Origin of the sequence: Sulfitobacter sp. PM12, assembly GCF_045586035.1 — a bacterium.
In the GTDB taxonomy this organism is placed as follows: Bacteria; Pseudomonadota; Alphaproteobacteria; order Rhodobacterales; family Rhodobacteraceae; genus Sulfitobacter; species Sulfitobacter pontiacus.
Genome location: NZ_CP151529.1, coordinates 191,685 through 217,565, shown reverse-complemented (window position 1 = coordinate 217,565; position 25,881 = coordinate 191,685). Strand labels below are relative to the sequence as shown.

Genomic DNA, 25,881 nt, shown 5'->3' with positions numbered 1-25,881 from the left:
GGCTCCTACAACTGGGCGCGGGGGCGGCGCGAAAAGGTCAGGTCACGCAGCATGATCTGGTTCATTTCGGGCCCTTCGAAAATCAGGTCGATCCAGGCTTTCTCGACGCGTTTTTCGTTCAGGTTGGAATAGGCGAGGTCGAATTCTGCCGTGACCTCGGATTTGTTCAGCGGCAGTTCCTGCACCATCTGTTCGGTGTTGGGCCCGTGGCGGATGTTCAGGCGGGCGAAAATCTCGATCGGTTTCTCCATCTCGATCACAGCGTCCACGCGCAGGACATGGGTGCGCTTCATCCCGTCGACGCAATCATCCTGAAGGTCCAGCACCAGGGACAGGAAAGACCCGTCGAAACGGTAGACCTCAAGCCGAAGCCCATAGGGCGCCAGATGGTTTTCTTCGAGGTTGCGGATTTGCCGGATGCCGAGTTCGGACAGGGTGCAGTCGTGGAAAATCGTGACCTCATCGCCCATGGTCGCCTTGGATTGCACCGACGACAGCCCCGATTTGGTCAGGGGCGCGCGCCACAGCTGCGGGCGCCAGGACCAATCGGTGTTATGGGGCCGAGAGAATTTGTTAGAACCGATACGGGGCAGGGCAAGCCGATCTTCGGCAGTGTAGATCAGCTTGTCCAGATGCCGACGCAAGGCGCGTGCTTGACCTGCTTGTTTGCGCAGCACAGACAGTTCTGTTTGGGGGGCACGGTCGGCTTTGGCGGACCAGCGGCGGGTAAACCGCGCGATCAAGGCGCTGTCGATCAGCTTTTTCCCGAGTTTGCGCATGTGCCTGTTGCCCCGATTACGAATGGGTTGTTGGTCGTACCCTACCGTCTGTAGCCTGGGGGCACAAATGAAATGGGCCAAGGGGCCGGCGCGCTAGTTGCGTTGCGCGACGGTAGTTTTTGCAGGTGCACTGGCGTCGATGCTGCGGGTGATCAACTGTGTCAGAACCCTTCGGCCAGAGGGGCTGACGATCTCGCCGCGTTCGGGGCCGTAGACGGCGATACCGGCGGTTTGCGTGCCCATCCGTGCGACGCCGCGCCATTGGTTGGGGGAAAGCCCACCGACAGGAATACGCCCCTGCGCGCGGAAGGTGACGCTTTGGTCGCCTTTCTCCACATTGCTCACATTCTGGAGCGAGGTTTCAGCCGCGATCTGCTGGGCGCTTGGCAGGGAGCCGGGTTTGGACTGGGTCAGGCTGACCGTGATCAACCCACGCGGTGCTGCCCCCGCAGAGGCAGGGGCCCCTAATCCGTCACAGCGTGCAATCACGGCAAAGCGCGCCTCGAGGCTGGTTTGGTCGATGCAGAAACCATCGGGGGCGACCAGTTCGACCCCTCCGGCCATTTTTGCGCGTGACAACGGCGGCTTGGCGGCACCCGAGGACGCGCCAAGCCCCTGACCGCCCTCGCAGGCGGTCAGAAGCATCACGCCAAAGGCGGCAAGCGGACCTTTACAGGTCCATGTAGTCATGTGTTTCCGCCTTCGCGCCGGGATGCGTCACCGCACCAAGATAGGTTGGACCCACAAGCTGCGCGTATTTCCACAGTGCACCGCTTTGATAGTTGGTTTTGCGGGCACCGGGCCAAGCCGCTTTGCGCTCTGCCATTTCCTCGTCCGAGATATCGACCGAGATCGAACCGGTGATCGCGTTCAGCGTGATCATGTCACCCTGTTTGAGCAAGGCAATCGGCCCGCCATGTGCGGCTTCGGGGCCGACGTGACCAACGCAGAAACCCCGTGTCGCGCCGGAGAAACGGCCGTCAGTGATCAGTGCCACCTTTTTGCCCATGCCTTGACCGGACAGGGCCGCCGTGGTCGCCAGCATTTCGCGCATGCCGGGGCCACCAGCGGGGCCTTCGTTGCGGATCACGAACACGTCGCCTTCGCTGTAGGCCCGGTTTTGCACGGCTTCGAACGCGTCTTGTTCACATTCAAAGATCAGCGCCGGACCGGTAAAGACGATGTCTTCTTCGGACATGCCAGCGATTTTCACGATGGCCCCTTCGGGTGCCAAGTTGCCCTTCAGACCAACGACGCCGCCGGTCTTACTGATCGGTGTTTCGATCGCGTGGATCACCTTGCCGTCGGCCTCGCGTTCGATCTTGTCGAGCTCTTCACCGATGGACAGGCCCGAGGCGGTCAGACAGTCATCATGCAGCAGGCCGGCCTTGCGCAGTTCTTTCATCACAACAGGCACGCCGCCCGCGTCATACAGGTCTTTTGCCACATGCGACCCGCCGGGTTTCATGTCGACAAAATAAGGCGTGTCGCGGAAGATGTCGCATACATCGCTGAGGTTAAAGTCGATACCCGCCTCGGCGGCCATAGCGGGCAGGTGCAGACCGGCATTGGTCGATCCGCCGGTGCAGGCCACGATGCGCGCCGCGTTCTCGAATGCTTCGCGGGTGCAGATGTCGCGCGCGCGGATGTTCTTTTCGATCAGGTTCATGACGGCTTCACCCGAGGCCGCCGCATAGGCGTCGCGGGATTCATAGGGCGCAGGCATGCCAGAGGAGTTCAGCAGCGCCAGACCGATTGCCTCGGACACGCAGGCCATGGTGTTGGCGGTGAACTGGCCCCCGCAGGCACCGGCTGTCGGGCAAGCGACGCGTTCCAGAACTTCAAGCGCGGCTTGCGACATGCTGCCGTTCTGGTAATTACCCACGGCTTCGAAAACGTCTTGCACAGTCAGGTCGCGGCTGGCGAAATCGGCAGGCACATCGGCCCCTTCCGGGACTTTGCCCGGCAGGATCGACCCACCGTAGAGGAACACGGAAGGGACGTTCAGCCGCAGCATCGCCATCATCATGCCCGGCAGCGATTTGTCACAGCCCGCAAGACCGACAATCGCATCGTAGCAGTGACCGCGCATTGTCAGCTCTACCGTGTCGGCAATCGCTTCGCGCGACGCCAGAGAAGAGCGCATGCCCTCGTGGCCCATGGCGATCCCGTCGGTGACAGTGATGGTGGTGAATTCGCGCGGCGTGCCTTGCTGCGCCTTGACGCCGACCTTGACCGCCTGGGCCTGTCGGTTCAGCGCGATGTTACAGGGGGCCGCTTCGTTCCAGCAGGTTGCCACACCCACCAGAGGCTGGTGAATCTCTTCTTCGGTCATGCCCATTGCGTAGTAATAGGACCGGTGCGGCGCGCGCTCTGGCCCCTCGGTCACGTGCCGGCTTGGCAGTCTGGATTTATCAAAGCGGGTGTTGGTGGACATGTGGCAGGCCTCCCTGAGTGGACGTTTACACCGGAATAGCCACCCAGCCCTGTCGCTGCAAGGCTCAAGCCACCAGTTGAACAGCGCGGGCTGTGGGCTTAGGTGTTAAATAATCCTTGGCTCTGTGCCGCCCCTAGCGAAAGCGACCCTGCATGGAGCATTCGATTTTTTCCTTTATTTGGAAATACTCCCGTCGTGACCAACTTGTTTTGCTTGTCCTCACGCTGATTACCTTCCCGATCCTCTACATCACCCTCGAACTGCCCAAGCGCATCATCAACGATGCCATTGGGGCAGAGACCGATGTGATCGACGTTTTCGGGATGTCGTTCAGTCAGGTGCAGTTCCTGATGGTGCTGTGTTTTGCCTATCTTTTCTCGGTGCTGATCCACGGCCTGATGAAGATGCGTTTGAACACGATGAAGGGGGTGCTGGCAGAGCGGCTACTGCGTCGCTTCCGCTATCAGTTGATCGCGCGGATGATGCGTTTTCCGCGCAGCTATTTCGAAAACACCAGTCAGGGCGAGCTGGTGTCGATGGTCACCTCGGAGGCAGAGCCGATGGGCGGGTTGATGGGCGATGCGGTCGCCCAACCTGTGTTCCAAGCGGGGCAGATGCTGATCATCCTGCTGTTCCTGTTCCTGCAATCCCCGTGGTTCGGGTTGGCGGGCGTCGCATTGATCCCGTTGCAGGCGTATCTCATCCCGATGCTGCAGCGGCAGATCAACCTGCTGAACAAACAGCGGATCAAGGAAGTGCGGCACCTGTCGTCGGAAATCGGCGAGACCGCCGCCGGTATCACCGATCTGCGCACCAACGGCGGCTGGCGCTACCGTCTGGCGCTGTTCACCGACCGGCTGGGCCAGCTGTTCGAGGTCCGCTTCCAGATCTATCAGAAGAAATTCTTCATGAAGTTTCTCAACAACTTCATCACCCAGCTGACACCGTTCTTTTTCTATGCCGTGGGGGGATATCTTGCGATCAAGGGGCAGATCACGGTGGGCGCGCTGGTCGCGGCCTTGGCTGCCTACAAGGATTTGTCGAGCCCGTGGAAGGAACTGCTGACCTATTACAATCAGACGCAGGACATGTCGCTGCGGTGGGATGTGGTCATTGAACGTTTCGCCCCGCGCGGCGAGATCGACGCGCGCCTGTTCGAAGGCGAGCCCGATGAAGTCCCGCATCTGCGCGGCCCAATTGTGCTGGAACATGTGTCTTTGCGCACGCCGGACGGGAACACGATCCTGGATGATCTGAACCTCGAAATACCCAAAGGCGCGCGCGTCGCACTTGAGATGCCCAACCAATCCGAACGCAACGCTCTGGCAGAGCTTTTGGTGCGCGAGGCCGTGCCGAGCCGCGGGCGGATCACGATGGCGGGGCATAATCTGGCAGAGCTGCATCAGGCCGTGCTTGCGGCGCGGATCGGCTATTCCGATGCGCACCCCTATCTGTTTCAGGGCACCGTCGGGGACAATCTGCTGATGCCTCTGCGGTCGAGCCCGAAAACCGTCCTCTGGGACCCCATGAAAACCGACCGCGCCGCGATCGAGACAAAGCGGTCGGGCAATAGTCTGGACAGCACCAAGGCGGATTGGCTGGACCCCGGGCTCGCCGATCTGAGCACCCGCGAGGACATCAACGACTGGTGGTATGAGCTGGCCAGCGCCGTTGGCACACAGGACATGATGTTCCGTCGCATGGCCGCCGACCGGATGGACCCGGAAAAACACCCCGAGCTTGCGGCCCGCGTGGTTGCCCTGCGCGACGAGGTGCACGAGCGGCTGAAAGAGCAAGGGCTGGACAAGGTGGTGCACCGCTTCGACCCCGATCGGTTCAACCCGGCGCTGCCGCTTGGGGGGAACCTGATGTTCGCCGCGCCCATCCGCAGCATCTCGCAGGCGGGTCTGGCGCTTGAACGCAGCTTTCTGGCGATGATCATCGAACAGGGTCTGGCCGAGCAGGGCATCGCGATTTCACAGACGCTGGTAGAAACGTTGCACCAGACCTTTGGACGTGATGGCACCGACCACCCGCTGTTCACCGCGCTCGGCATCGAGGAAGAACTGTACGAACAACTGGTCGATATCGCGCTGCGGCGTCGCGCCAAAGGGGATGAAGCGCTGAGCGAGGATGAATTCTCGTTGCTGCTTACCGTGCCCTTTGCCTTCACGGCCGAACAAATCGGCCCGGCTTTCCCTGCGACCTTCAAGGACGAGATCCTGAAAATCCGTAAGCAGCAGGGTGCCGAGATGCGCGAACGGGCGCGGGATATGTTCGTGCCGATCACACCTGACCAGTATCTGCCGCGTCTGACGATACTCGAAAACGTGTTGTATGGCCGGATTTCCGCCGTGGCGGGGCTTCAGGCGGATCTGGTTCTGGATGTGGTGTCGGACGTGTTCAAGAAACACGGGCTGCAACAGGATGTCGCGCTCAACGTCTTTGATCTGCCGGTCAGCATCGGCGGGTCAAATATCGCGATGATGTTCCAGGAACGCGCCGGATTCAGCCGCGCGGCGATGAAACGACCCGATATCCTGATCCTGAACCAGTCGCTTGCGGGGCATGACGCAGAAAGCTTGCAACGGTTGCGCGACAAGGTCAGCGAACTGCTGCCCGAAACGACCCAGATTTACATGGATAGCTCCTTTGCCAATCCTGACGATTTCGACATGTACATCAAGATCCGTGGCGGGCGCATTGACGGTCTGGCGCAGGTTGATACTCCCAGTCAGGACGACAGCATCTCGGACGATTTGCGACGCAAACTGCGGATCATCGCGCGCAACGACTTGTTCGGCAACCTCGACCCGCGCAACCAGCGCCTGCTGGCCTTTGCGGCGCAGTGGTACACCGTCGCACAGGGCGAGATGGTCTTTGCTCAAGACCAACGGCCAGATGCGGTCTACCTCTGTCTGTCGGGCAAGGGAGAGCTGAGCTGGCGCGACCCCGAAGGGTTGGCGCATCACGTCTCGACCGTCGAAAAGGGGCGGTTGATCGGTGACCTTGCGGTCATCGTGAACGAGCCGCGGCAGATGGATTTTGTGGCCGTCGAAGACAGCCGTTTCCTTCGGATCGGTGCGGATCAATTCAAGTCGGTGGTTGAAAACGACCGTGTGATCCTGCTGAGCCTTCTACGCACGGTATCAAGCCATCTGACCAACGCCGCCGACTTGCTTCGTGCGGCACGGGTGGATATCCCGCGCGAAGACGAAGCCTTGCCCCCGCCCGTAGGAGATGACCCCGCGTGACCCGATACGCTGCCCACAAAGCCTTTGTCGCCCCTGCGATCCCCTCGGCGGCGCTGTGGCGGCTGATCTTGGGGTTTCTTGCGGCAACCGCGATCTACCTGCTGCTTAACAACCTGATGTTCACCACGCTGTTCAACCTGATGGGGCCGCGTGCGGACGGGTTTTATGACAGCTTGCTGTCAGGCAAGACGCCGATGGCGATGTTCCTGCTGCTTGGCAGCTTCGGGCTGATGATCGTCGGCGTGGCCGTGGTGACACGGGTGATCCACAAACGTCCCGTGCGTGGCCTGATCGGCCCGTCGGGGCTTGTGGTGCCGCAGTTCTGGGCCGTGCTCAAGATGCTGGTGCTGCTTGGTGCGGTGACCTATTTGCTGCCACCGTGGAACCTTGGCGCGCCCTATGTGCCCAACCTCGCGCTTGGCACATGGCTGATGCTGCTGCCGTTTTCGCTGCTCGGGGTGCTGGTACAGGTCAGCGCCGAAGAGATCGTCTTTCGCGGTTATGTCCAGCAGCAGCTGGCGGCACGGTTCAACTCTCCGCTGGTGTGGATGGTGCTGCCGGCCGTGATTTTCGCGCTTGGGCACTATCTTCCCGACCAAGCCGGCGAAAATGCGCTGGTCATAGCACTTTGGGCCGGTGTCTTCGGGATGTTGATGGCCGATCTGACCGCGCGGGCAGGGTCGCTGGGGCCAGCCATTGCAGTGCATTTCTGCAATAATGTCGCGGCGATCGTCATTACCTCTCTGCCCGATGACCTATCGGGTTTGGCGCTGTATCTGACCCCCTTCGGGATGAATGATGTCGACGCGTTGCGCGCGTGGTTGCCCGTCGATTTCGCGCTGATGCTGGTCAGCTGGCTTGCCGCACGGCTGGCGATCCGCCGTTGATTGCAATTTACTGCGCGTCAGCTTATTTGGAAGGCGAAACTGGAAGCAAAGGTTCACCATGAACTGGATCAACAACTACGTCCGTCCTCGGATCAACTCCATCTTCTCGCGTCGCGAGACGCCGGACAATCTGTGGACGAAATGCGAAGAATGCGGCACCATGCTGTTCCACCGCGAGGTGTCGGACAACCTGAACGTCTGCACCAGCTGTGGTCACCACATGGCGATTACCCCGCGTGAACGCTTCAAGGCGCTGTTCGACGGCGGCATCTTTACCGAGGTCAAGGTCCCCGCGCCGACGCCGGATCCTTTGCATTTTCGCGATCAAAAGAAATACCCCGACCGTCTGAAGGCCGCCCAGAAACAAACGGGCGAAGCCGAAGCGATGCTGGTCGCCACCGGTGAAATCGGCCGCACGCCGATCGTCGCGGCAGGTCAGGACTTCTCGTTTATGGCCGGGTCCATGGGCATGTATGTCGGCAACGCCATCATCGCCGCGGCTGAAAAAGCGGTTAAGCTGAAATGCCCGCTGGTGCTCTTCTCTGCCGCCGGTGGCGCGCGTATGCAAGAAGGCATCCTGAGCCTGATGCAGATGCCGCGCACCACCATCGCCGTGCAGATGCTGAAAGAAGCGGGGCTGCCCTATATCGTCGTTCTGACCCACCCCACGACCGGTGGTGTCACGGCGAGCTATGCGATGCTGGGCGATGTCCAGATTGCGGAACCCAATGCGCTGATCTGCTTTGCCGGCCCACGTGTGATTGAACAGACCATTCGCGAGAAATTGCCCGAAGGCTTCCAGCGCGCCGAATATCTGCTGGACCACGGCATGCTGGACCGCGTGACCCCGCGCACCCAGATGCGGGATGAGTTGATCGACATCACGCGGATGCTGATGAAACTGCCCCCCGCGGTGCGCGGCGATCTGCCTGCGCCTACCGAAGGCGGCGATATTGCCCATGCGCTAACGCCAGAACCCGATGCGGCCCCCAAAGCCGAAGCGGCGGAACCCAAGGCGAAATGACGCAGAACACATCGGATGCAGTGCTGGCGCGTATGATGGCGCTGCATCCCAAGATTATCGACCTGACGCTGGATCGCATGTGGCGGCTGCTGAACGCTTTGGGCAACCCCCAGAACGACCTGCCCCCTGTGATCCATATTGCCGGTACCAATGGTAAAGGATCGACACAGGCGATGATCCGTGCGGGGCTTGAGGCGGATGGCCACCGTGTCCACGCCTATACCTCGCCCCATCTGGCGCGCTTTCACGAACGCATCCGCCTTGCCGGAGAGCTGATTTCCGAAGCCGCGCTGACCGAGATGCTGGATGAATGTTACGCCGCCAACAACGGCGAGAGCATCACTTATTTCGAGATCACAACCTGCGCCGCGCTACTGGCCTTTGCCCGTACTCCGGCGGATTATACCCTGCTTGAGGTCGGCCTTGGCGGGCGTCTGGACGCGACCAATGTGATCGACCAGCCCGCATTGACCGTGATCACGCCGGTGTCGATTGATCACCAACAGTTTCTGGGCACGACCCTGCCGGAGATTGCGGGTGAAAAAGCCGGCATCATCAAACGTCGCGTGCCCTGCATCGTCGGCCCGCAACAAGATGCCGCGCTCGAGGTGATAGAGACGCAGGCGGCACGCCACCACGCCCCCGTTTTTGCCTATGGTCAGCAGTGGCATGTGGCCCCCGAAGCCGGACGCATGGTCTATCAGGATGACTCGGGGCTGCTGGACCTGCCCAAGCCTAACCTGTTGGGCGCGCATCAGATTTCCAACGCCGGTGCGGCTTTGGCAGCATTGCGACAATTGGGGGCCTCCGCGCACGCCTGCGAGGCCGCTGTGACCCGCGCCGAATGGCCCGCCCGAATGCAACGTCTGCGTCACGGGCCGCTGATCGACGCAGCGCCGCAGGCCGAATTATGGCTGGACGGCGGGCATAACCCTGCTGCGGGCGACGCCATCGCGGCGGTGCTAGAAGACATGCCTGCCCGCCCCACATTCCTGATCTGTGGCATGTTGAACACCAAGGATATCGGCGGCTATCTGCGCCCGCTGGCCGGTTATGCAGAACAATTGTTCGCCGTCTCGATCCCGGGTGAAGCAGCGACGTTGCCGGCCACCGAAACCGCGCGCGCAGCGATCGACGTCGGCCTGACCGCGCAAGAGGCACCTAGCGTCGCCGAAGCGCTTGCAACCATTGTCGCGAAGGTGCCCCACGCGCGGGTATTGATCTGCGGTTCGCTCTATCTGGCAGGCGCAATTTTGCGGGAAAACGGATAGCCTTTTAACAATTAGAATTGGCTATATTTACGATTTGTAGGGAATTTGCGTCCTAAGGTCCGAGGGTAACATTTTTGCCTTTGGGGGGACCAATGCAATGACCAATACGTATCAGAATTTCCTTGCGCTGCGCAGGATGGTGTTCGGCCATCTCCGTCTGCTCGCAATCTTTGTCGGTGTGACCTTTATCGTCGATCACTGGCTATCTTCCGCGGCCCACGACGCCGCGCAGGGCTATGCCAATGGACAGGTGGCGTATCTGGCCTCCGGTGGGCCAGCCTTTGTGCCGCTGTCGCCTGCGACGCTGCTCAACAAGATGCACAAAGACGCTTCCTTTGACGTGGGGGATGCCGTCAGCGCGATCGTCCAATCGTTCGATGATAGCAAACGCGGCCAAGTGCTTGAATCCTACCTGATCTGGGCGATCAGCACGGAACGGTCGGACAGCTATATTGATACTTTGCTGAACAGCGCGGCGGCCAAAGGCGATTTCAAAGTACCACCGGCGCTTACGACAGCCTCTGGTGCGCTGAATACGGCAGGTTTGCTGACGGCGGTTGTTGTCGCTGAACGCAAGGCTTTGGCCGCCCGCCAGACTGACGGCGATCAAGCTCATGCTCACGACGGGCAGCAGATCCGCCAATCCGTCGCCTTTTACCACAATCAGGCCGCGCCACTCTATCTGGCCGCAGTCGATCTGCAGCGGGATGGGTACGCCCCGGGGCGGCGGCGCAATTAAGCGCCCCAGCCTTCCCCCTGCATTTCGCGCAAACGCGATGCCGTACGCTCGAACTCGAAGGTGCCTTCCCCCTCCAGATATAGCATTTCGGGTTCGGCCGCGGCCGAGCAGATCAGCCTCACCTTAGCCTCGTATAACGCGTCAATCAGGGTCACAAAGCGTTTGGCTTCATTGAAGTTTGACCGGCCAAGACTGGGGATATCATCCAGCATCAACACGCGCACGGCCTCTGCCAATGTCAAATAGTCTGCCGCCCCTAGGGGCCGACCACAAAGCGCGTGGAACTTGGCGCGGGCGACACCGTTGCGAAACTCCGGCACGACGACATCGCGCCCCTTCACCCGCAGGATCAGCTCCTCCCCCGGGCCGCCAGCCAGATCCTCCCAGACGGCATTCATCGCGGCACGGCTCTCTGGGTTGACGGGGGTGAAATAGGATTTCGTACCCGCCAACCGATCCTGTCGGTAGTCGCGCGGGCTGGCGAGCTCCATCACCTTCATCTTCTCTTTGATCAATTCGATGAAGGGCAGGAATATTTGGCGGTTCAGACCGTCTTTATAGAGGTCATCCGGTATCCGGTTCGACGTTGTGACCACCACCACACCAGCCGCAAAGAGTGCCTCAAAAAGCCGGCCCACGATCATGGCGTCAGTGATGTCGGTGATCTGCATCTCGTCAAAGGCCAGCAGCTTCACGCTATTCGCGACTTCGGCCGCGACTGGCGCAATCGCATCGTCGACGCCAGTTTTACGCGCCTCATGCATCGCGCTGTGAATTTCCTGCATGAACGCGTGGAAATGCACCCGCCGCGTTGGCACATCGCCCATATTTGCCGCGAACATATCCATCAGCATCGACTTGCCGCGACCCACACCACCCCAAAGATACAGCCCCTGCGGTGGCTCGGGCGCGCGCTTGAAAAAGCCCTTTTTCTGCGGGGCCATCAAGGCGCTGCGAATGCGGTCAAGCTCTGGCAGCACGGCCTCTTGCGCGGGGTCCGGCGACAGGCTGCCGTCGGCAACGCGGTTATCGTAAATGGTGCGTAAATCAGTCATGCCTTTGGCTTACAATGTGCCACAGGCTTTGGAAAGAACCCCCGCAGGCCGATAGGCGCGCAGTTTTGAAATTGACGGCCCCGGTTTCAAAGCTACGGTGGCGGCACGTGCTTCGAGGGTCATCATGGAAAAAAATACGTCAATCTTCACACCGGTGCTGATCGTCGGGTGTCTGATCATCATGGTGAGCTTTGCCGTGCGTGCCTCTTTTGGCGTCTTTCAGATCCCCATCGCGGAAGAGTTCGGCTGGCTCCGCTCCGAGTTCTCGCTGGCGATCGCGATCCAGAACCTCGCCTGGGGCATCGGCCAACCGATCTTTGGCGCGATGGCCGAGAAGATCGGAGACCGCCGCGCCATTATCATCGGGTCCGTGGTCTATGCCGTGGGGCTGGTGCTGTCGGCCAATTCGGTGTCACCGATTGAACACCAAACCTATGCGTGGTTGGTGGGTTTCGGGATCGCGGGAACGGGCTTTGGCGTGATTTTGGCCGTGGTGGGCCGCGCCTCAACGGCCGAGAACCGGTCCATGTCGCTGGCCATTGCCACGGCGGCGGGTAGCGCAGGTCAGGTCTTTGGTGCGCCAGTGGCGGAATGGTTGCTGGGGTTCCTCAGCTGGCAGGCGACCTTCCTTGTCTTTGCGGGCGCGATCATGGCGATGTTGTTGACGCTGCCGTTGATGCGCGCCCCCGCGATGGCCAGCAAGGCCGAACTGGAGGAAAGCCTGTCGCAAATCCTGGGCAAGGCGCTGCGCGACCCGACCTTTACCTTCATCTTTATCGGGTTCTTTTCCTGCGGCTATCAGCTGGCCTTTATCACCGCGCATTTTCCTGCCTTCGTGACCGAACTTTGCGGTCCGATCCTTGCGGGTGGCGTGCTGCATAACATCGGGATCACAACAACCTCTGCCCTGGGTGCGGTGGCGATTTCCCTGATCGGTCTGGCCAATATCGCCGGAACATTGCTGGCGGGGTGGGCGGGCAAACGCTATTCCAAAAAGTACCTGCTGGCTGCGATCTATACTGGACGTACCGTGATTGCGGCGTTGTTTATCCTGCTGCCGATCACGCCGGTGTCGGTCATCCTGTTCTCTATCGGGATGGGGGCATTGTGGTTGGCGACGGTGCCGCTGACCAGCGGGCTGGTCGCGCATATTTATGGGCTGCGCTATATGGGCACGCTTTATGGGATCGTGTTTTTCAGCCATCAGTTGGGCAGCTTTATGGGGGTCTGGCTGGGCGGGCGGATGTATGACGCTTACGGCGATTACACCGCCGTGTGGTGGATCGGTGTGGCCGTGGGCGCGTTTAGCGCGCTGATCCATTTGCCCATCCGCGAGAAGCGGTTGCCCGGGCTGGTGACGAGTTAATCCGTCGCTTTATCCGCCGTGTCGATATGTGCCTTGATCGCTGCAATGATCTGGGGCGCATGGGTATAGGGCAGGCCGTGGCCCGCGCCTTTGATCACCTCGTGTTCGGCGGCGCGGTTCCATTCGGCAAGGCTGCCGATGGCTAACGCGGGGATCACCTGATCGTCCTGCCCCCAAAGCGCCAGCACAGGGATATCATGCGTCCGGATCGCGCGGTGTTCATCCCGCAGCACATCCGCCAGAATACCGCGACGGCTGGCCAGCACCGCAGGAACATAGTGCTTATAGTCCAGCTGTTCGGCCTGATGGTCGTGGATGTGGCGGACCTGCACGGGGATGTCACGTTCGGCCCTGATGCCGCGCCGGAAGGTCGGCGGGAACAGCGCCAACATCAGCCAATCGCCGACCAGCGGGGTTTTGGCCATAAAGTCGACCAGCTTGTTCGGCGCCAGCCCCATCCCTGCGGGCGCCAGCAGGATCAGCCGTTCGACACGTTCGGGGAAAGCGGCGGCAAAGCACGTCGCGATAGAGCCGCCCATGGAATAACCCAGCAGGGTAAAGCTGCCGGTGACATCCTGATCTTCCAGCAGGTCTTGCAGCTGTTTGATAAAGAACTGGCGATCTTGCGGGCCGGACGGACGGTCGGAATAGCCGCGCCCGTAAAGGTCATAGGTCAGCGTCCGGTACCCCATCGACGCCAACCCGCGGGCGACCGCGCGCCAGACGATGCTGGGGGTGGTCAGCCCGTGGATGCAAACGACAACAGGGCCTTGGACGGGGCCGGTCCACGCGTAATGGGTAACCCCGTCGGGCAGCTCTGCGAATTGGCCAAGGGCGCTGCCGCGGTCCGCGTCCTCCATTTCGGCACGGTTGCGTTCGATCACAAGCGGGATTGCGATGATCAGAGCCGCAATGAGAAGAAACCAGATCATCTGTGAGCGCGCCACCGGTCAAGGATATAGCGGCTGGTCATCAGGTCGAGATGTGCGCCGCCGCCGTTTTTGAACAGGGTGATGTCATCCTCTGACCGGCGGGTGAACGCGCCGAGATCATAGTAATCCGCGACGATGTCACTTGCGCTCAGCACACCTTGGGCGATCGGAATCTTCAACTCGCCGATATGTTCAACCGTGGTGTCGAGGCTGTCGACAAAGACCCGGGCACGGGTCAGCGCCGTATCATCCACCTCGCGCATGTCGGGGCGGTAGGCACCGATCAGGTCAAGGTGCTGGCCGGGTTGCAGCCACGCGCCCTTGATCAGCGGTTCGGTCGACATGGTGGCGCTGGTGATGATGTCCGCGTCGCGCACGGCGGTCTCAAGATCATCGGCGATGCGCAGCCCTTCGATATCACGTGCCATCGCCTGAGCATTGGGGGCGGATCGGTTCCACACCGTGAATGCGGCATCGGGAAACGCCGCCCGGTAGGCAGCGTGCAGACCGCGCCCTTGGGTGCCCGCGCCGACGATCAGGATTTTGCGGCTGTCAGGGCGGGCAAGCCTGCGCGCGGCGAGCAGGCTGTCACCGGCGGTTTTCCATTTGGTCACGAGGTGGAAATCTACCAAAGCCTCGAGCGCGCCGTGATCATCTGCGTAAAGCGACACGCCGCCGTTCACCATCGGTGCCCCTTTAGCGGGGTTGTCGGGAAAGATGGTGGCGGATTTCACCGCCAACCCCAGCCCGTCGATCCATGCGGCGCGGTTCAGCAAGGTATCCTTGCCCCGATACAAAAACGTATCCGCGATCTCGGCGCGCGGCAGGTTGTGCCCCTGGGCCAGTGCGTCGGTCAGGCCGATCCAGTCCAGCAGCGCGTCGCCGGCGTCAAAGGGGATGATGTCGAACTGGGTCATGCGGCCTCTGCTTCGGTCAACAGCCCCGCAGCGACGAGCCTGTCAGCCCATCCGTCCGGCCCGGTGAAATGATGGGTCTGCCAGCCGCGGGCGTTGGCGGCGTTGATATTGTCGATACGGTCGTCGGTGAACAGAAGCGCGTCGCCGGACAGGCCCGATCCTTCCTCGAGCGCTGCATAGATCGCGGGATCGGGTTTGATCATACCCATATGACCCGAGATGAAATCGCGATCAAAGGCGCGCAGGAAAGGATAGTGTTCTGCCGCATGATCATAGGATTGGATGCCGAAATTGGTCAGCGAAAACACCGGCACGCCCTTGGCCTGCAGCGCCTCTTTCAGCCTGAGAGAGCGGGGGATCACGGGGGCGGCCATTTCGATCCAGCGATCATGCCACATGCGGATCTCATCGCGCCAGTCGGGGTTGGCTTCGGCGGCGGCATAGATCGTGTCGGTGAAATGCTGGCCGCTATCGACAAGATCGTTCATGCCGTGCAGGTCCACCTCGGCGAACATGGCGCGGCGGCGGTCCTCTCCGATCACGGAGTCATAGAACCGTTCAGGCTGCCATTCGATCAGCACATTTCCGATGTCAAAGACGACTGCTGCTGGTTTCATGTGCTCTTCCTTTTGCCGGGTCGGTGGGGGCACCTGCGCCGCCCTTGCCCTATCGTTGTGCCGCGCGAAGCTCGCGTTCTAGCGCGTCCAGAAAACGGGAGCGGTCGGCCTTTGTAAACCCTTTGCCGCCGCCCTGGCGAAACGGGTCCGCGGCACGCAGGTCGGCCATCAAATCACGCGTTGCCAACACATCGCCAATATTGGCTGCGGTCAGCGCTTCGCCGTTGTGTTTCAGCACCCGCGCGCCGGCTTCGACGCAGCGGGCGGCAAGGGGAATGTCGCCGGTCACCACGACGTCACCGGGGCCGCAGCGTTCGGCGATCCAGATGTCGGCGATGTCGGGTCCATCGGGGACGATCACGGTTTCGACCAGCGGGTTCTGCGAGGGACGCAGCCCGCCGTTGGACACCACAAACATCCGCACCTTGTGGCGGGTGGCGACGCGTTCCGCCTCTGCCTTCACGGGGCAGGCGTCCGCGTCGATATAAAGCACCGTCATCGCCGCGCCCTATCGCGCATAAAGCGCATCGGCGTGGAAGGCGATGTGGTCTTCCATGAAGGTCGAGATGAAGAAATAGCTGTGATCATAGCCCGGCTGCATCCGCAATGTGGCGTTCTGGCGGGCTTTCGCGATTGCCTCGGCCAATGCTTCGGGTTTCAGCAGATCAAGGAATTGGTCATCGGTGCCCTGATCAATGAGGATCGGCCCGTCAAAGCCGCGCTCCGCCATCAAAAGCGTCGCGTCATATTTGGCCCAGGTCGTCTCGTCACTGCCTAGATAGCCAGCCAGCTGTTTGCGGCCCCAGTCACTGCTGGTTGGATGCGCAATCGGCGCGAAGGCCGAGACCGAGGTAAAGCGCCCCGGCAGGTTCATCGCCAGCGTCAGCGCCCCGTGCCCGCCCATAGAATGGCCGCAGATCGCCTGCCGGTCCATGTCCAGCGCGAAGTTTTCACCCAGCAGCGCCGACAGCTCGTCGGCGATATAGTCCCACATCTGGAAGTGCGGTGCCCATGGGTCTTGGGTGGCGTTCACATAGAAGCCCGCGCCCTTGCCCAGATCATAGGCGTCGTCGTCGGCCACATCGTCACCGCGGGGGGAGGTGTCGGGAAAGACCACCGCGATCCCGTGTTCCGCGGCCCATGCCTGCGCCCCCGCTTTGGTCATCGCGTTTTCATGGGTGCAGGTCAGCCCCGATAGGAACCACATCAAGGGCACCGGGCCCTGCTGCGCTTCTTCGGGCAGGAACAGCGCAAAGGTCATGTCGCAGTTGCAGGCGGTGGAGCGGTGGGAATAGACGCCTTGGGTGCCTCGGAAGCTGGCGTTTTCGGAAATCGTTTTCATCGGGCGTCTCCTGTGTCTGGTTGGTCTATGGCTATCGGCCCTCGGTCTGCGCGGCAAGGGCAGGACGCTGCGCTGGCTGAGTATTTGCAAAAGGGTGAAGGCTAAAGCGCGGTGACCCACGCGATGACAAGGCTGACGCTGAGGATGCTGAGCAGTGTCGAGACAAGGATTGCGGCAGACACACGTTGCGGCCCGACGTTATAATGTTGGGCCAGCATATAGACATTGCCCGCGACCGGCAGCGCGGCGGTGGCGATGATCACGCCCGCCTTATACGGATCGACGTTGAACAGCCAAAGCGCGGCAAAACCCACAAAGGCCGGATGCAGCACGAGTTTGCAAAACGATAGCCAGCCCGCGACATGCAGCTTTTCCGCCGATTTCGTCGCCAGCGACGCCCCGATGGCAAAAAGCGCGCCGGGGGTCGCGGCCCCGCCGAGGATGGCCAGAAATTCGTTCATCGGATCAGGGATCGGGATCTGAAGGCCGGACCAGATAAAGCCAAGGGTCATGGCGAAGATCATCGGGTTTTTCACCAGCCCCACGGAAATCGTGCGCAGGGCGCGGAGGCTCAGCTGACCATCGCGCGCCCCGGTGATCAGGATCACGATGAGGCTGGAAAACACGATCAGATCCACCGCCAAGGCCAGCACGACGGGGCCGATTGCCTCTGCCCCGAGCAGCAGGGTCAGCATGGGCACGCCGAGGAAGCCGGTATTGCCGATCACGGCACATTGGGCCTCCATCGCGGTGGCGGGGACATCGAGGCGGCGCAGAAAGCCTGTCAGCGTTGCGATGCCATAGACAAAGCCCGTGCCCCATAGATAGGCCGCGACAAGGCGGCTGTCCCAGACCTCGGCCAAGGACAGGTTGGCGGAAAAGCGGAACAGCATGGCAGAGAGGGCGAAGTAGAAGACGAATTTGGTCAGATAGGCCGTGGCCTCTGCGGTGAAGAACCGCGTGCGCCCGGCCCAATAGCCCAAGCCGATCAGCGCGAAAAAGGGAAGTGTCTTGAGAAAGATCGCCAGCATGGGAAATTGGTAGCGGCTGGCTGTGCTTCGTGCAACGGGGCAACAGTGCTGTGACGCAAATACACAGGCTTTGGGGTGGGGGGCTGCATTTGGGACTTGGAACTGAACGGTTCAGTTTATACTCTGCCTTTCAAACTGCCGGAGCCTTCATGACCAGTGACCAGACCCAGGTTCGCAAGGGCCGTAAATTCGATCAGGTTCTTGCGGGGGCGCGTGATGTCTTTATGGCGGACGGGTTTGAGGGCGCGAGCGTGGACGCGATTGCCCGTGTCGCCGGCGTGTCCAAGGCGACGCTGTACAGCTATTTCCCCGACAAACGTCTGTTGTTCATGGAGGTCGCCGATACCGAATGTGCCCGCCAGTCGCGGCAGGCTTTCGACAGTATCGACACAGATGCGCCGCCGCGTGTGGTGCTCGGGCTGGCCGGTCGGCATCTGCTGGGGTTCATCACATCGACCTTTGGTCAGCAGATGTTTCGCCTATGCGTGGCCGAATGTGATCGGTTCCCCGAGCTTGGCCAGCGCTTTTATAACTCCGGCCCAGCTGTGGTCCGGCGCGAGATGGCGGGGTATTTCGAGACCGCTGTCGCCCGTGGGCAGCTGCGTATGGAGGACCCGCTACTTGCAGCCGACCAATTCGGAGAGCTTTGCAAGGGGGATGTCTGGCTGCGACTGACCTTTGGGATCATCGACAGGATTTCTCAGGCAGAGATCGACCGCGTGGTAGACAGCGCGGTCGATGTATTTCTGGCGCGCTACGCGGCTTAGCCCTTGGGCCGGTTGTCGATAATCCGCACCGCTTTGCCTTCGGAACGGGTGATGGTGTTCACATCGCCGACGTCGATCATCACGCTGATGCCCACGGTTTCCTTGATCTGCGCGGCCAGCTGCTGTGCCGCTGTTTGCCGGGCGGCATCGTCGACGGTGGCGTCGACACATTCGCACAGCACCCGCATCTGATCCATGCGGTCGGGCTTGCTGAGCTCGATCTGGAAATGCGGGGCGAGACCGGGGGTGGCCATCAGCGCCTCTTCGATCTGGGTGGGGAAGACGTTGACGCCGCGCAGGATGATCATGTCGTCGCTGCGGCCGGTGACCTTCTCCATCCGGCGCATGCTGCGGGCGGTGCCGGCGAGCAGGCGGGTCAAATCGCGGGTGCGGTAGCGGATGATGGGAAACGCTTCTTTGGTGAGCGAGGTAAAGACCAGCTCCCCCTGTTCGCCATCGGCCACGGGCTGCCCGGTTTCGGGGTTGATGACCTCGGGGTAGAAATGATCCTCCCAGATGTGCAAACCGTCTTTGGTTTCGACACATTCGCAGGACACGCCGGGGCCCATAATCTCGGACAGACCATAGATATCGACAGCGTGCATATCAAACGCCTGTTCAATCTCGAGCCGCATGGCATTGGTCCAGGGTTCAGCCCCGAAGATACCCACTTGCAACGAAGACTGGCGCGGATCGATGCCTTGACGGGCGTATTCATCCAGGATCGACAGCGCATAAGAGGGTGTGACCGTGATGCCGTCGGGTTTGAAATCCTCGATCAGGCGGACCTGTCGCGGGGTCATCCCGCCCGAGATCGGTACGGTGCTTAGTCCAAGGCTATCCGCCCCCAGATGCACCCCCAACCCTCCGGTAAACAGCCCGTAGCCATAAGCGTTATGCAGCATGTCGCCGGGTTTCAGCCCTGCCGCGCGCAAGGACCGCCCCATGACGCTGCCCCAATTGGCGAGGTCATTCTTGGTGTAGCCCACAACCGTCGGCTGGCCGGTGGTGCCCGAGGACGCATGGATGCGCGCCAACTGGTCGCGGGGCACGGCGAACATGCCGAAGGGGTAATTGTCGCGCAGATTTGTCTTTACGGTGAAGGGGAATTTCGCCAGATCGCTCAGGTCGTTCAGATCGTCGGGGTGGACCCCTGCGGCATCAAAGCTTTGACGGTAGAAAGGGACATTCGCATAGGCGTGGTGCAGGGATTTCTTCAGCCGCTCCAATTGCAGGGCGCTGATTTCATCGCGGCTGGCAAGCTCGATCGGGTCAAGCGATGATCGGGCAGGCGTGAGGTCTTTCATGGGGTCATTTCCTCCTCGAAATGGTGGCCTTTGATGGTGCGTGACAGGCCACGGAACAAGGCGATGGTGCGCCCGTCCTCCCCCGTGACAGTCACGTCATAGACGCCGGAGCGTCCGGTTCTGGATAGTTCGCGCGCCGCCGCGTGCAGCCGTTCGCCAGCCTTCCCCGGTGCGAGGTAGGAAATCTGGTTCTGCTGGGCGACGGCAAGCTGGTTGTAGCTGTTGCAGGCGAAGGCAAAGGCGCTGTCGGCGAGGGTGAAGATATACCCGCCGTGGGCGATGCCGTGGCCGTTCAACATGGCCGCGGTGACCACCATCGACAGATCCGCCGCGCCGGGGGCGATATGGTCGATGCGCATCCCCAAAAACTGGCTGGCCGTATCGGTGGACCACATGGCAGCGGCGGATTTTTCGGCGCGGAGTTGCGGGGTCATAGCGGGCCTTTATGTTTCACAATTTGGATGCTTGCACAGATAATGTAACGCTTTCAAGAGAATTGATCGGTGGCTCTCTTGATTTGAGCGGCGAAGGGCGCAACTGTCAAAACATGACAGTGCATATTCATCCCTCACACCCGCAGAATGAACGCGCGCCCGAACAGGTTTCCTTTCACCGGACGGAGCTTGGCCCGATCCTGTCGCTTTATGGGCGCATGGTCGCGGCGGGGGAATGGCGCGACTATGGAATCTCTTCGCTGCGCGAGGTCGCGGTGTTTTCAATCTTCAGACGCACTGCAGAGATGCCGCTTTACCGGATCGAGAAACGCCCCAAGCTGCGGTTGAAGCAAGGGATGTACGCGGTGATCGGGTCCAATGGACAGGTGTTGCGCCGCGGTCAGGATCTGGCTGCCGTGCTGCGCGTGCTGGAACGCAAGATGATCCGCGCCGTCGACCCCTAGACCGCCGCGCTGGTCGAGGGGGCGGATGGATTTAAGGCCATTTGGAAGGGCTTAGGCGTTTGTGCCCGGTCAGCGGGCCGTCGGTTTTGGCGATACGGGTCAGCGCGTCCTGGATGGGTTCGCGGGTGACGGCCATATGATGCGCATTGGCGTGGATCATGGTGGCGGAGTCGCGGACCAGCGCCACATGGCCTTTCCAAAACAGGAGGTCATTGCGTTGAATGTCGCGCGGGACGGGGCCTGCACCTGCCACGGGGTCGGCAAAGCTGGTCTGCTGCTGGTCGCTGTCACCGGGGCAGGGAATGCCACAGGCGAGGAAGGCGGCCTGAACGAGGCCCGAGCAATCGATCCCCCAGCGGCTGTTCCCGCCCCAGAGGTAGGGCGTGCCGAGAAACAGCTCCGCGACGGCGGCGGGGTCCGGGAAAGCGTGCGGCAGCGGGGCGAGGTGTTGGGTCGGGATATGGCCAAGCGAGGTCTGGGCAAATCGGCCTTCCGTTCCCGTCACCATAACCCGGCTGCCAAAGCTGAGGCTGCTGATATCCGGTGATTTCAGATCGGCACGCGTATAGGCGTGGGTGGCGGGTGCGGTGACGACGTGAGTCGGGGGGACCGCAGGGCCGATGGCGGTTTCGGATATGTAACCGCAGTAGTTGTCCTTGGTCAGTTGCACATAGGCGGTGCCATCGGTGCGATCCAGCACGGTCAGCGCCTCACCCAAGAGCGCTTGTCGGTCGCGGGGGCCGTCGGGGCTGCGGTTCAGATCAACGACCGGTAGGGTGATCTGCGCCGACGTCTTTTCGGTGATCCGCTCGGGGTCGGGATGCAGGCGTCGGTCGGTCATTTTGACAAGATCGCCCCGAGGCTGGCATGCAGCGCGCGTGTGGCCTGACCCACGCCGCCTTTGGCGCGGGCAGGGGCGGCGCTTGGTTGCCAGCCGTAGATGTCGAAATGCGCATAGGGGCTGTCGGTGACGAAGCGACGCAGAAACAGCGCGGCGGTGATACAGCCTGCGAACCCGCCAGAGGGGGCGTTATCCAGATCGGCGATACCGGGTTCGATCAGCGGCTCGTAGGGCGTGTGGAAGGGCATGCGCCAGACGGGGTCGGCGTGGGTGGCGGCAGCGGATTCCAACGCGGCGACGAAATCGGGATCGTCGCTGAAATAGGGGGCAAGATCGGGGCCCACGGCGACCCGTGCGGCACCGGTCAGCGTCGCCATAGAGATAATCTGGTCGGGCTTGTCCTCGTCCGCCAGAGCCAGCGCATCGGCCAGCACCAACCGGCCTTCGGCGTCGGTATTGTTGATCTCGACCGTGAGGCCCTTGCGCGAGGTCAGGATGTCTTGGGGGCGGAAAGCATTGCCGGAGACTGCGTTTTCAACCGCGGGGATCAGCACGCGCAGTTGCAGGTCCATCCCCGTGGCCATGATCATATGCGCCAGACCCAGCACCGCCGCCGCGCCACCCATGTCCTTTTTCATCAGACCCATCGACGCGCCGGGTTTCAGGTTCAGCCCACCGGTGTCAAAACACACGCCTTTGCCCACCAGCGTCAGCTTTTTCCCGGTTTTGCCCCAGGTCAGGTCGATCAGCCGGGGCGCGCGGTCGGCGGCACGGCCGACAGTATGGATCAGCGGCAGGTTCTGTGCCAACAGATCGTCGCCCGTGATGACAGAGATCCGCGCCCCGTGTTGATCTGCCAGTTTGCGCGCTGCGGCTTCCAGATCGGGCGGACCCATATCCGAGGCGGGCGTGTTGATCAGGTCGCGGGTCAGCATTTCCCCTTCGGCGAGGGCGCGGATGTGATCGGCGTCGATCCCAGCGGGCGCAACAAGGCGGGCGGCCATCGGAGATTGCGAGGCGTAGCGGTCAAACCGATAGGACGCGAGCAGCCACCCCAGAGCCTCTACCGCGAGCTCTGCCGCGGCCAGGTCGGCGTGCAGTTCATAGTCGCCCTTGGGCAGCTTTGCCGCGGCACCTGCCAGATGGAAGCGCCCCCGTTTGCGGGCGCTGGCCGTGCCGTAGCCCGCCAGAGCCATGCGCAGCGCGCCATCTTCGCCCGGCAGCGTCAATGCCTGCCCCAACGCGCCGGTAAACCCCTGTGCCGCGACCCAAGTGCGTGTGGCATCGGATTGCCCGTCGAGCCAATCAGGCAGGGCATCGGACGCAATCAGATGCAGCGGGATCGCAGCGGCGGAGGGGTCGGCGAAGAGAGCGGACATAGGGCTGGGCCTTTCGTGCGTGATAGTCGCGCGCAGCCTAGACGTATCCTGTGGCGCTGCAAGCCCGTCAAAGGGTCACATCCTGCGTGTCCCAGATCGCGGTCAGCGACCGTTCGCCGATGCGGATCAGCCGTGTGAGCGTCGCCCCGATCGCGACGTGACTGTTCTGGTCAATCGCGCAGATCACATCCCCCGCGACGTTTGCCAGCTTTTGCAGCCCCACCTGTTCGGCAATCGCAATCAGCGACCGGCAGTTTTTACGCAGCTCAAGCCAGTTGGATGCCTGATACAGACGGTCGCAGTGGGACATGCGCAGGGCCAATTCCTCCATCGCGCGACAGACGACATCTTCGGCCCCTGATTCACCCAGTTGGTCATACAGGATACCCAGACGTTCCTGATCTACGCGGACTTGTTCGACTGGCCGCATTTGCAATACATACATTAGAGTCACCTCATCATTACGCCCCCACAGCGCATCTGCACTATGTCGGCCAATTGATGTCCAATTCGTTTACGGCCGTGTGCGTTTTCGCTCGAATACGATGCGAATTCAGAGTAATTTGGCTAAAATTTAGTAAAGGCGAGACAGAGATGGATAACGCGAAACCGCTCCCGAATTATCTGGTTCAACGGTATCACGGATGGAAAGCAACCAGTTACGCTGAAAACGAGGCATGGTACCGCCGTTTGGCCAGCGACGGGCAGCATCCTCGTGCGATGATAATTTCGTGCTGCGATAGCCGCGTGCATGTAACATCGATCTTTGGGGCGGATCAGGGTGAATTCTTTATTCACCGTAATATCGCCAACTTGGTGCCACCTTATCAGCCTGACGGGCAGCAGCACGGGACGTCAGCCGCGGTTGAATATGCGGTTCAGTCGTTGAAGGTCGCGCATGTTATCGTGCTCGGTCACTCCAGCTGTGGCGGTGTGCAGGGCTGTCTGGACATGTGCAAAGGCAACGCGCCGGCGCTGGATGCCAAAGACAGCTTTGTCGGTCGGTGGATGGATATCCTGCGCCCGAAATACGATGCGGTTTCGGACATCGAAGACCCGAAAGAGCAGGCGCGCCAGCTTGAGAAACACGCTGTTATGACCTCTCTTGAGAACCTGATGACGTTCCCCTTTGTGGCGCAGCAGGTCAAAGCGGGCGAGCTGACGTTGCACGGCCTGTGGCACAACATCGGCGAGGGCGGGCTTGAGTGCTATAGCGCCGATAAAGAGATGTTCCGGCCCGTATAATGGGCTGGTCTGACAGGGACGGTTCCGGCGGCACCTGCGCGTGATCGTTCCTGCGCTTTTGCTGACCGTGTCGATCATTGGTACGGTCATCGCGACCTCCCAGCCGGTTTGGGGGGATCTGGTTTTGCTGGCGGGGCCTTGTGCCATCGCCAGCGCCATCTTGCTCCTGCGGGAGGCGCGGGTCTGGTTGGCGGGGCAATCCCGGCGCAGTGCCCGTGGGGCAGTGGTGATTGACGGGTCAAACGTCATGTACTGGTGGGGCGGCACGCCGCTGATCACGCCAGTGCAGGACGTGGTGCGGACCCTGAAAGACCTTGGCTTCAAGACAGGCGTGGTCTTTGATGCCAACGCAGGGCATCTGCTGACGAACGCTTACAAAGATGATGCGGCGCTGGCGGCGATGCTGAAGCTGCCGGTGGATCAGGTGATGGTCGTGCCAAGCGGATCGCCGGCCGATCCCTTCATCCTGACCGCCGCGCGCGAGATGGGGGCGGTTGTCGTGAGCAATGACCGCTACCGTGACTGGGCCGATGACTTTCCCGAGGTGCTACGACGCGGACATCTGATCAAGGGTGGATACCGGCAACAAGAGCTGTGGTTCGACTTTGCCACGCTGTCAGACAAACAGAGCGCCGCCTGATGGCCAGAGCGCCCGCGGCAGCGTTGATCTGAACATGCCGGACATGAAAAAGGCCAGCGCATCGCACTGGCCTTTCCCGACATAAAGATCAGGGGGCGCTTAGCCTTTTTTCAACACTTCGCGGCCCAGCAGTTCCGCGATCTGCACGGCGTTCAATGCGGCACCCTTGCGCAGGTTGTCGCTGACACACCACAGGTTCAGACCGTTGTCGATCGTGCTGTCCTGACGGATGCGGCTAATGAAGGTTGCGAAATCGCCCGCACATTCAACGGGGGTGACATAGCCACCGTCTTCGCGCTTATCGATGACCATGATACCGGGGGCTTCGCGCAGGATGTCGCGGGCCTCGTTCTCGTCCAGATGCTCTTCGAACTCGATGTTGATCGATTCGGCGTGGCCCACGAAGACCGGAACGCGGACACAGGTCGCTGTGACCTTGATTTTGGGATCGACGATTTTCTTCGTCTCTACCATCATCTTCCACTCTTCTTTCGTGTCACCGCTGTCCATGAAGACGTCGATATGCGGGATCACGTTAAAGGCGATCTGTTTGGTGAACTTCTTCGCGGGCTTGTCGTCGGTGGGGTTGTAGATCGATTTGGTCTGGTCCCAAAGTTCGTCCATGCCGTCTTTGCCCGAACCGGACACCGACTGGTAGGTCGACACGACAACACGTTTGATTGTGGCGCGGTCGTGCAGCGGCTTGAGCGCGACAACCATCTGCGCGGTCGAGCAATTCGGGTTCGCGATGATGTTTTTCTTGGAATAATCGTGGATCGCGTCGGCGTTCACCTCTGGCACGATCAGCGGGATATCCGGATCGTAGCGGTACAGCGACGAGTTATCGATGACCACGCAACCGGCCTTGGCGGCCTTGGGCGCGTATTTTTTGGTCGCTTCCGAACCGACGGCGAACAACGCCATATCCCAGCCCGTGAAGTCGAACGTATCCAAGTCTTTCGTCTTGAGCGTCTTGTCGCCAAAGCTGACTTCGGATCCCATAGACTTGCGCGAGGCAAGTGCCACGATTTCGTCTACAGGGAAGTGGCGCTCGGCCAGAATGTTCAGCATTTCACGGCCCACATTGCCTGTGGCACCCGCGATGACGACGCGATAACCCATCTTAAAACTCCAATACTAAAATGTGATGGTG

Annotated in this window: 26 protein-coding genes; 10 read left to right on the top strand and 16 right to left on the bottom strand. The window is 61.1% G+C overall.

Going from position 1 to position 25,881, the window contains the following annotated elements; all coding sequences use genetic code 11:
* Positions 1 to 5: 5 nt before the first annotated feature.
* The 3 genes from AADW22_RS01025 to ilvD form a co-directional block, all read right to left on the bottom strand.
* Complete coding sequence (locus AADW22_RS01025) at positions 6 to 779, bottom strand: DUF6478 family protein (protein ID WP_005850467.1); 774 nt, start codon at positions 777 to 779, stop codon at positions 6 to 8.
* Positions 780 to 872: 93 nt separating this feature from the next.
* Positions 873 to 1,469, bottom strand: a complete 597-nt coding sequence (locus tag AADW22_RS01020) for a hypothetical protein (protein WP_407474069.1) — start codon at positions 1,467 to 1,469, stop codon at positions 873 to 875.
* The gene (gene ilvD, locus AADW22_RS01015; protein ID WP_005850463.1) at positions 1,450 to 3,216 is read right to left on the bottom strand and encodes a dihydroxy-acid dehydratase; all 1,767 of its coding nucleotides are present in this window, start codon (positions 3,214 to 3,216) and stop codon (positions 1,450 to 1,452) included. The genes AADW22_RS01020 and ilvD overlap by 20 nt, the downstream gene beginning before the upstream one ends.
* A gap of 152 nt (positions 3,217 to 3,368) precedes the next feature.
* Between ilvD and AADW22_RS01010 the strand changes: the two genes are divergently transcribed.
* The 5 genes from AADW22_RS01010 (at position 3,369) to AADW22_RS00990 (ending at position 10,391) form a co-directional block, all read left to right on the top strand.
* Complete coding sequence (locus tag AADW22_RS01010; RefSeq protein ID WP_340270220.1) at positions 3,369 to 6,470, top strand: ABC transporter transmembrane domain-containing protein; 3,102 nt, start codon at positions 3,369 to 3,371, stop codon at positions 6,468 to 6,470.
* Complete coding sequence (locus AADW22_RS01005) at positions 6,467 to 7,357, top strand: CPBP family intramembrane glutamic endopeptidase (RefSeq protein ID WP_064216114.1); 891 nt, start codon at positions 6,467 to 6,469, stop codon at positions 7,355 to 7,357. Before AADW22_RS01010 ends, AADW22_RS01005 begins: the two co-directional genes overlap by 4 nt.
* 58 nt (positions 7,358 to 7,415) lie before the next feature.
* Positions 7,416 to 8,381 carry an acetyl-CoA carboxylase, carboxyltransferase subunit beta gene (gene accD / locus AADW22_RS01000; protein WP_005850460.1) on the top strand — a complete coding sequence of 322 codons (966 nt, stop codon included), beginning with the start codon at positions 7,416 to 7,418 and terminating at the stop codon, positions 8,379 to 8,381.
* Positions 8,378 to 9,652, top strand: coding sequence for a bifunctional folylpolyglutamate synthase/dihydrofolate synthase (locus AADW22_RS00995; RefSeq protein ID WP_407474068.1), 1,275 nt, complete (start codon positions 8,378 to 8,380; stop codon positions 9,650 to 9,652). The genes accD and AADW22_RS00995 overlap by 4 nt, the downstream gene beginning before the upstream one ends.
* A gap of 97 nt (positions 9,653 to 9,749) precedes the next feature.
* Positions 9,750 to 10,391 (top strand): hypothetical protein, encoded by a 642-nt coding sequence (locus tag AADW22_RS00990; RefSeq protein ID WP_407474067.1) that lies wholly within the window; start codon positions 9,750 to 9,752, stop codon positions 10,389 to 10,391.
* On the opposite strand, the gene zapE is transcribed toward AADW22_RS00990, so the two are convergent.
* Positions 10,388 to 11,446: a cell division protein ZapE gene (gene zapE, locus AADW22_RS00985; RefSeq protein ID WP_168592322.1), complete on the bottom strand. Its 1,059-nt coding sequence runs from the start codon at positions 11,444 to 11,446 to the stop codon at positions 10,388 to 10,390. The two genes, AADW22_RS00990 and zapE, sit on opposite strands and share 4 nt — an antisense overlap.
* A 124-nt stretch (positions 11,447 to 11,570) precedes the next feature.
* Here zapE and AADW22_RS00980 point away from each other — a divergent pair, with 124 nt between their 5' ends.
* Complete coding sequence (locus AADW22_RS00980; protein ID WP_009825556.1) at positions 11,571 to 12,812, top strand: MFS transporter; 1,242 nt, start codon at positions 11,571 to 11,573, stop codon at positions 12,810 to 12,812.
* Here the strand turns inward: AADW22_RS00980 and AADW22_RS00975 are convergent.
* From AADW22_RS00975 to AADW22_RS00950, 6 genes are all read right to left on the bottom strand, one after another.
* Positions 12,809 to 13,744, bottom strand: a complete 936-nt coding sequence (locus AADW22_RS00975) for an alpha/beta fold hydrolase (protein WP_407474066.1) — start codon at positions 13,742 to 13,744, stop codon at positions 12,809 to 12,811. The genes AADW22_RS00980 and AADW22_RS00975 overlap by 4 nt on opposite strands.
* Positions 13,741 to 14,661, bottom strand: a complete 921-nt coding sequence (locus AADW22_RS00970) for an ornithine cyclodeaminase family protein (RefSeq protein ID WP_407474065.1) — start codon at positions 14,659 to 14,661, stop codon at positions 13,741 to 13,743. The genes AADW22_RS00975 and AADW22_RS00970 overlap by 4 nt, the downstream gene beginning before the upstream one ends.
* The gene (locus AADW22_RS00965; protein ID WP_180828415.1) at positions 14,658 to 15,278 is read right to left on the bottom strand and encodes an HAD family phosphatase; all 621 of its coding nucleotides are present in this window, start codon (positions 15,276 to 15,278) and stop codon (positions 14,658 to 14,660) included. Before AADW22_RS00965 ends, AADW22_RS00970 begins: the two co-directional genes overlap by 4 nt.
* Before the next feature lie 49 nt (positions 15,279 to 15,327).
* A complete protein-coding gene (locus tag AADW22_RS00960; RefSeq protein ID WP_407474064.1) occupies positions 15,328 to 15,777 on the bottom strand; it encodes a YaiI/YqxD family protein in 450 nt (149 codons plus the stop codon).
* Positions 15,778 to 15,786: 9 nt separating this feature from the next.
* Positions 15,787 to 16,620 carry an S-formylglutathione hydrolase gene (gene fghA, locus AADW22_RS00955; protein WP_407474063.1) on the bottom strand — a complete coding sequence of 278 codons (834 nt, stop codon included), beginning with the start codon at positions 16,618 to 16,620 and terminating at the stop codon, positions 15,787 to 15,789.
* Between the two features lie 101 nt (positions 16,621 to 16,721).
* On the bottom strand, positions 16,722 to 17,651 hold the full coding sequence (locus AADW22_RS00950) for an AEC family transporter (protein WP_407474062.1): 930 nt from the start codon (positions 17,649 to 17,651) through the stop codon (positions 16,722 to 16,724).
* Between the two features lie 149 nt (positions 17,652 to 17,800).
* Between AADW22_RS00950 and AADW22_RS00945 the strand changes: the two genes are divergently transcribed.
* Positions 17,801 to 18,418, top strand: a complete 618-nt coding sequence (locus tag AADW22_RS00945) for a TetR/AcrR family transcriptional regulator (RefSeq protein WP_407474061.1) — start codon at positions 17,801 to 17,803, stop codon at positions 18,416 to 18,418.
* Here the strand turns inward: AADW22_RS00945 and paaK are convergent.
* Together paaK and paaI are read right to left on the bottom strand one after the other, a co-directional pair.
* Positions 18,415 to 19,725, bottom strand: coding sequence for a phenylacetate--CoA ligase PaaK (gene paaK, locus AADW22_RS00940; RefSeq protein WP_407474060.1), 1,311 nt, complete (start codon positions 19,723 to 19,725; stop codon positions 18,415 to 18,417). The genes AADW22_RS00945 and paaK overlap by 4 nt on opposite strands.
* A complete protein-coding gene (gene paaI / locus AADW22_RS00935) occupies positions 19,722 to 20,159 on the bottom strand; it encodes a hydroxyphenylacetyl-CoA thioesterase PaaI (RefSeq protein WP_407474059.1) in 438 nt (145 codons plus the stop codon). The genes paaK and paaI overlap by 4 nt, the downstream gene beginning before the upstream one ends.
* A gap of 113 nt (positions 20,160 to 20,272) precedes the next feature.
* On the opposite strand from paaI, the gene AADW22_RS00930 reads away from it, so the two are divergent.
* Positions 20,273 to 20,623, top strand: a complete 351-nt coding sequence (locus tag AADW22_RS00930; RefSeq protein WP_407474058.1) for a DUF2794 domain-containing protein — start codon at positions 20,273 to 20,275, stop codon at positions 20,621 to 20,623.
* Positions 20,624 to 20,654: 31 nt separating this feature from the next.
* Here AADW22_RS00930 and AADW22_RS00925 read toward each other — a convergent pair whose 3' ends face one another.
* The 3 genes from AADW22_RS00925 to AADW22_RS00915 form a co-directional block, all read right to left on the bottom strand.
* On the bottom strand, positions 20,655 to 21,464 hold the full coding sequence (locus tag AADW22_RS00925; protein ID WP_407474057.1) for a C40 family peptidase: 810 nt from the start codon (positions 21,462 to 21,464) through the stop codon (positions 20,655 to 20,657).
* The gene (locus AADW22_RS00920) at positions 21,461 to 22,843 is read right to left on the bottom strand and encodes a leucyl aminopeptidase family protein (protein WP_407474056.1); all 1,383 of its coding nucleotides are present in this window, start codon (positions 22,841 to 22,843) and stop codon (positions 21,461 to 21,463) included. Before AADW22_RS00920 ends, AADW22_RS00925 begins: the two co-directional genes overlap by 4 nt.
* Before the next feature lie 67 nt (positions 22,844 to 22,910).
* Positions 22,911 to 23,288, bottom strand: coding sequence for a hypothetical protein (locus tag AADW22_RS00915; protein ID WP_005850435.1), 378 nt, complete (start codon positions 23,286 to 23,288; stop codon positions 22,911 to 22,913).
* Between the two features lie 149 nt (positions 23,289 to 23,437).
* Here AADW22_RS00915 and AADW22_RS00910 point away from each other — a divergent pair, with 149 nt between their 5' ends.
* Both AADW22_RS00910 and AADW22_RS00905 read left to right on the top strand, forming a co-directional pair.
* Positions 23,438 to 24,088 carry a carbonic anhydrase gene (locus AADW22_RS00910; RefSeq protein WP_037965419.1) on the top strand — a complete coding sequence of 217 codons (651 nt, stop codon included), beginning with the start codon at positions 23,438 to 23,440 and terminating at the stop codon, positions 24,086 to 24,088.
* Between the two features lie 40 nt (positions 24,089 to 24,128).
* Complete coding sequence (locus AADW22_RS00905; protein WP_005850432.1) at positions 24,129 to 24,728, top strand: NYN domain-containing protein; 600 nt, start codon at positions 24,129 to 24,131, stop codon at positions 24,726 to 24,728.
* Positions 24,729 to 24,827: 99 nt separating this feature from the next.
* Here AADW22_RS00905 and AADW22_RS00900 read toward each other — a convergent pair whose 3' ends face one another.
* Complete coding sequence (locus AADW22_RS00900) at positions 24,828 to 25,850, bottom strand: aspartate-semialdehyde dehydrogenase (RefSeq protein WP_005850430.1); 1,023 nt, start codon at positions 25,848 to 25,850, stop codon at positions 24,828 to 24,830.
* Positions 25,851 to 25,881 lie beyond the last annotated feature (31 nt).

Bases quoted from the DNA above. Each gene is read 5' to 3' on its own strand.
- AADW22_RS01025 (WP_005850467.1), bottom strand. From the start codon at position 779: ATGCGCAAACTCGGGAAAAAGCTGATCGACAGCGCCTTGATCGCGCGG.
- AADW22_RS01020 (WP_407474069.1), bottom strand. From the start codon at position 1,469: ATGACTACATGGACCTGTAAAGGTCCGCTTGCCGCCTTTGGCGTGATG.
- ilvD (WP_005850463.1), bottom strand. From the start codon at position 3,216: ATGTCCACCAACACCCGCTTTGATAAATCCAGACTGCCAAGCCGGCAC.
- AADW22_RS01010 (WP_340270220.1), top strand. From the start codon at position 3,369: ATGGAGCATTCGATTTTTTCCTTTATTTGGAAATACTCCCGTCGTGAC.
- accD (WP_005850460.1), top strand. From the start codon at position 7,416: ATGAACTGGATCAACAACTACGTCCGTCCTCGGATCAACTCCATCTTC.
- AADW22_RS00995 (WP_407474068.1), top strand. From the start codon at position 8,378: ATGACGCAGAACACATCGGATGCAGTGCTGGCGCGTATGATGGCGCTG.
- AADW22_RS00990 (WP_407474067.1), top strand. From the start codon at position 9,750: ATGACCAATACGTATCAGAATTTCCTTGCGCTGCGCAGGATGGTGTTC.
- zapE (WP_168592322.1), bottom strand. From the start codon at position 11,446: ATGACTGATTTACGCACCATTTACGATAACCGCGTTGCCGACGGCAGC.
- AADW22_RS00980 (WP_009825556.1), top strand. From the start codon at position 11,571: ATGGAAAAAAATACGTCAATCTTCACACCGGTGCTGATCGTCGGGTGT.
- AADW22_RS00975 (WP_407474066.1), bottom strand. From the start codon at position 13,744: ATGATCTGGTTTCTTCTCATTGCGGCTCTGATCATCGCAATCCCGCTT.
- AADW22_RS00970 (WP_407474065.1), bottom strand. From the start codon at position 14,661: ATGACCCAGTTCGACATCATCCCCTTTGACGCCGGCGACGCGCTGCTG.
- AADW22_RS00965 (WP_180828415.1), bottom strand. From the start codon at position 15,278: ATGAAACCAGCAGCAGTCGTCTTTGACATCGGAAATGTGCTGATCGAA.
- AADW22_RS00960 (WP_407474064.1), bottom strand. From the start codon at position 15,777: ATGACGGTGCTTTATATCGACGCGGACGCCTGCCCCGTGAAGGCAGAG.
- fghA (WP_407474063.1), bottom strand. From the start codon at position 16,620: ATGAAAACGATTTCCGAAAACGCCAGCTTCCGAGGCACCCAAGGCGTC.
- AADW22_RS00950 (WP_407474062.1), bottom strand. From the start codon at position 17,651: ATGCTGGCGATCTTTCTCAAGACACTTCCCTTTTTCGCGCTGATCGGC.
- AADW22_RS00945 (WP_407474061.1), top strand. From the start codon at position 17,801: ATGACCAGTGACCAGACCCAGGTTCGCAAGGGCCGTAAATTCGATCAG.
- paaK (WP_407474060.1), bottom strand. From the start codon at position 19,725: ATGAAAGACCTCACGCCTGCCCGATCATCGCTTGACCCGATCGAGCTT.
- paaI (WP_407474059.1), bottom strand. From the start codon at position 20,159: ATGACCCCGCAACTCCGCGCCGAAAAATCCGCCGCTGCCATGTGGTCC.
- AADW22_RS00930 (WP_407474058.1), top strand. From the start codon at position 20,273: ATGACAGTGCATATTCATCCCTCACACCCGCAGAATGAACGCGCGCCC.
- AADW22_RS00925 (WP_407474057.1), bottom strand. From the start codon at position 21,464: ATGACCGACCGACGCCTGCATCCCGACCCCGAGCGGATCACCGAAAAG.
- AADW22_RS00920 (WP_407474056.1), bottom strand. From the start codon at position 22,843: ATGTCCGCTCTCTTCGCCGACCCCTCCGCCGCTGCGATCCCGCTGCAT.
- AADW22_RS00915 (WP_005850435.1), bottom strand. From the start codon at position 23,288: ATGTATGTATTGCAAATGCGGCCAGTCGAACAAGTCCGCGTAGATCAG.
- AADW22_RS00910 (WP_037965419.1), top strand. From the start codon at position 23,438: ATGGATAACGCGAAACCGCTCCCGAATTATCTGGTTCAACGGTATCAC.
- AADW22_RS00900 (WP_005850430.1), bottom strand. From the start codon at position 25,850: ATGGGTTATCGCGTCGTCATCGCGGGTGCCACAGGCAATGTGGGCCGT.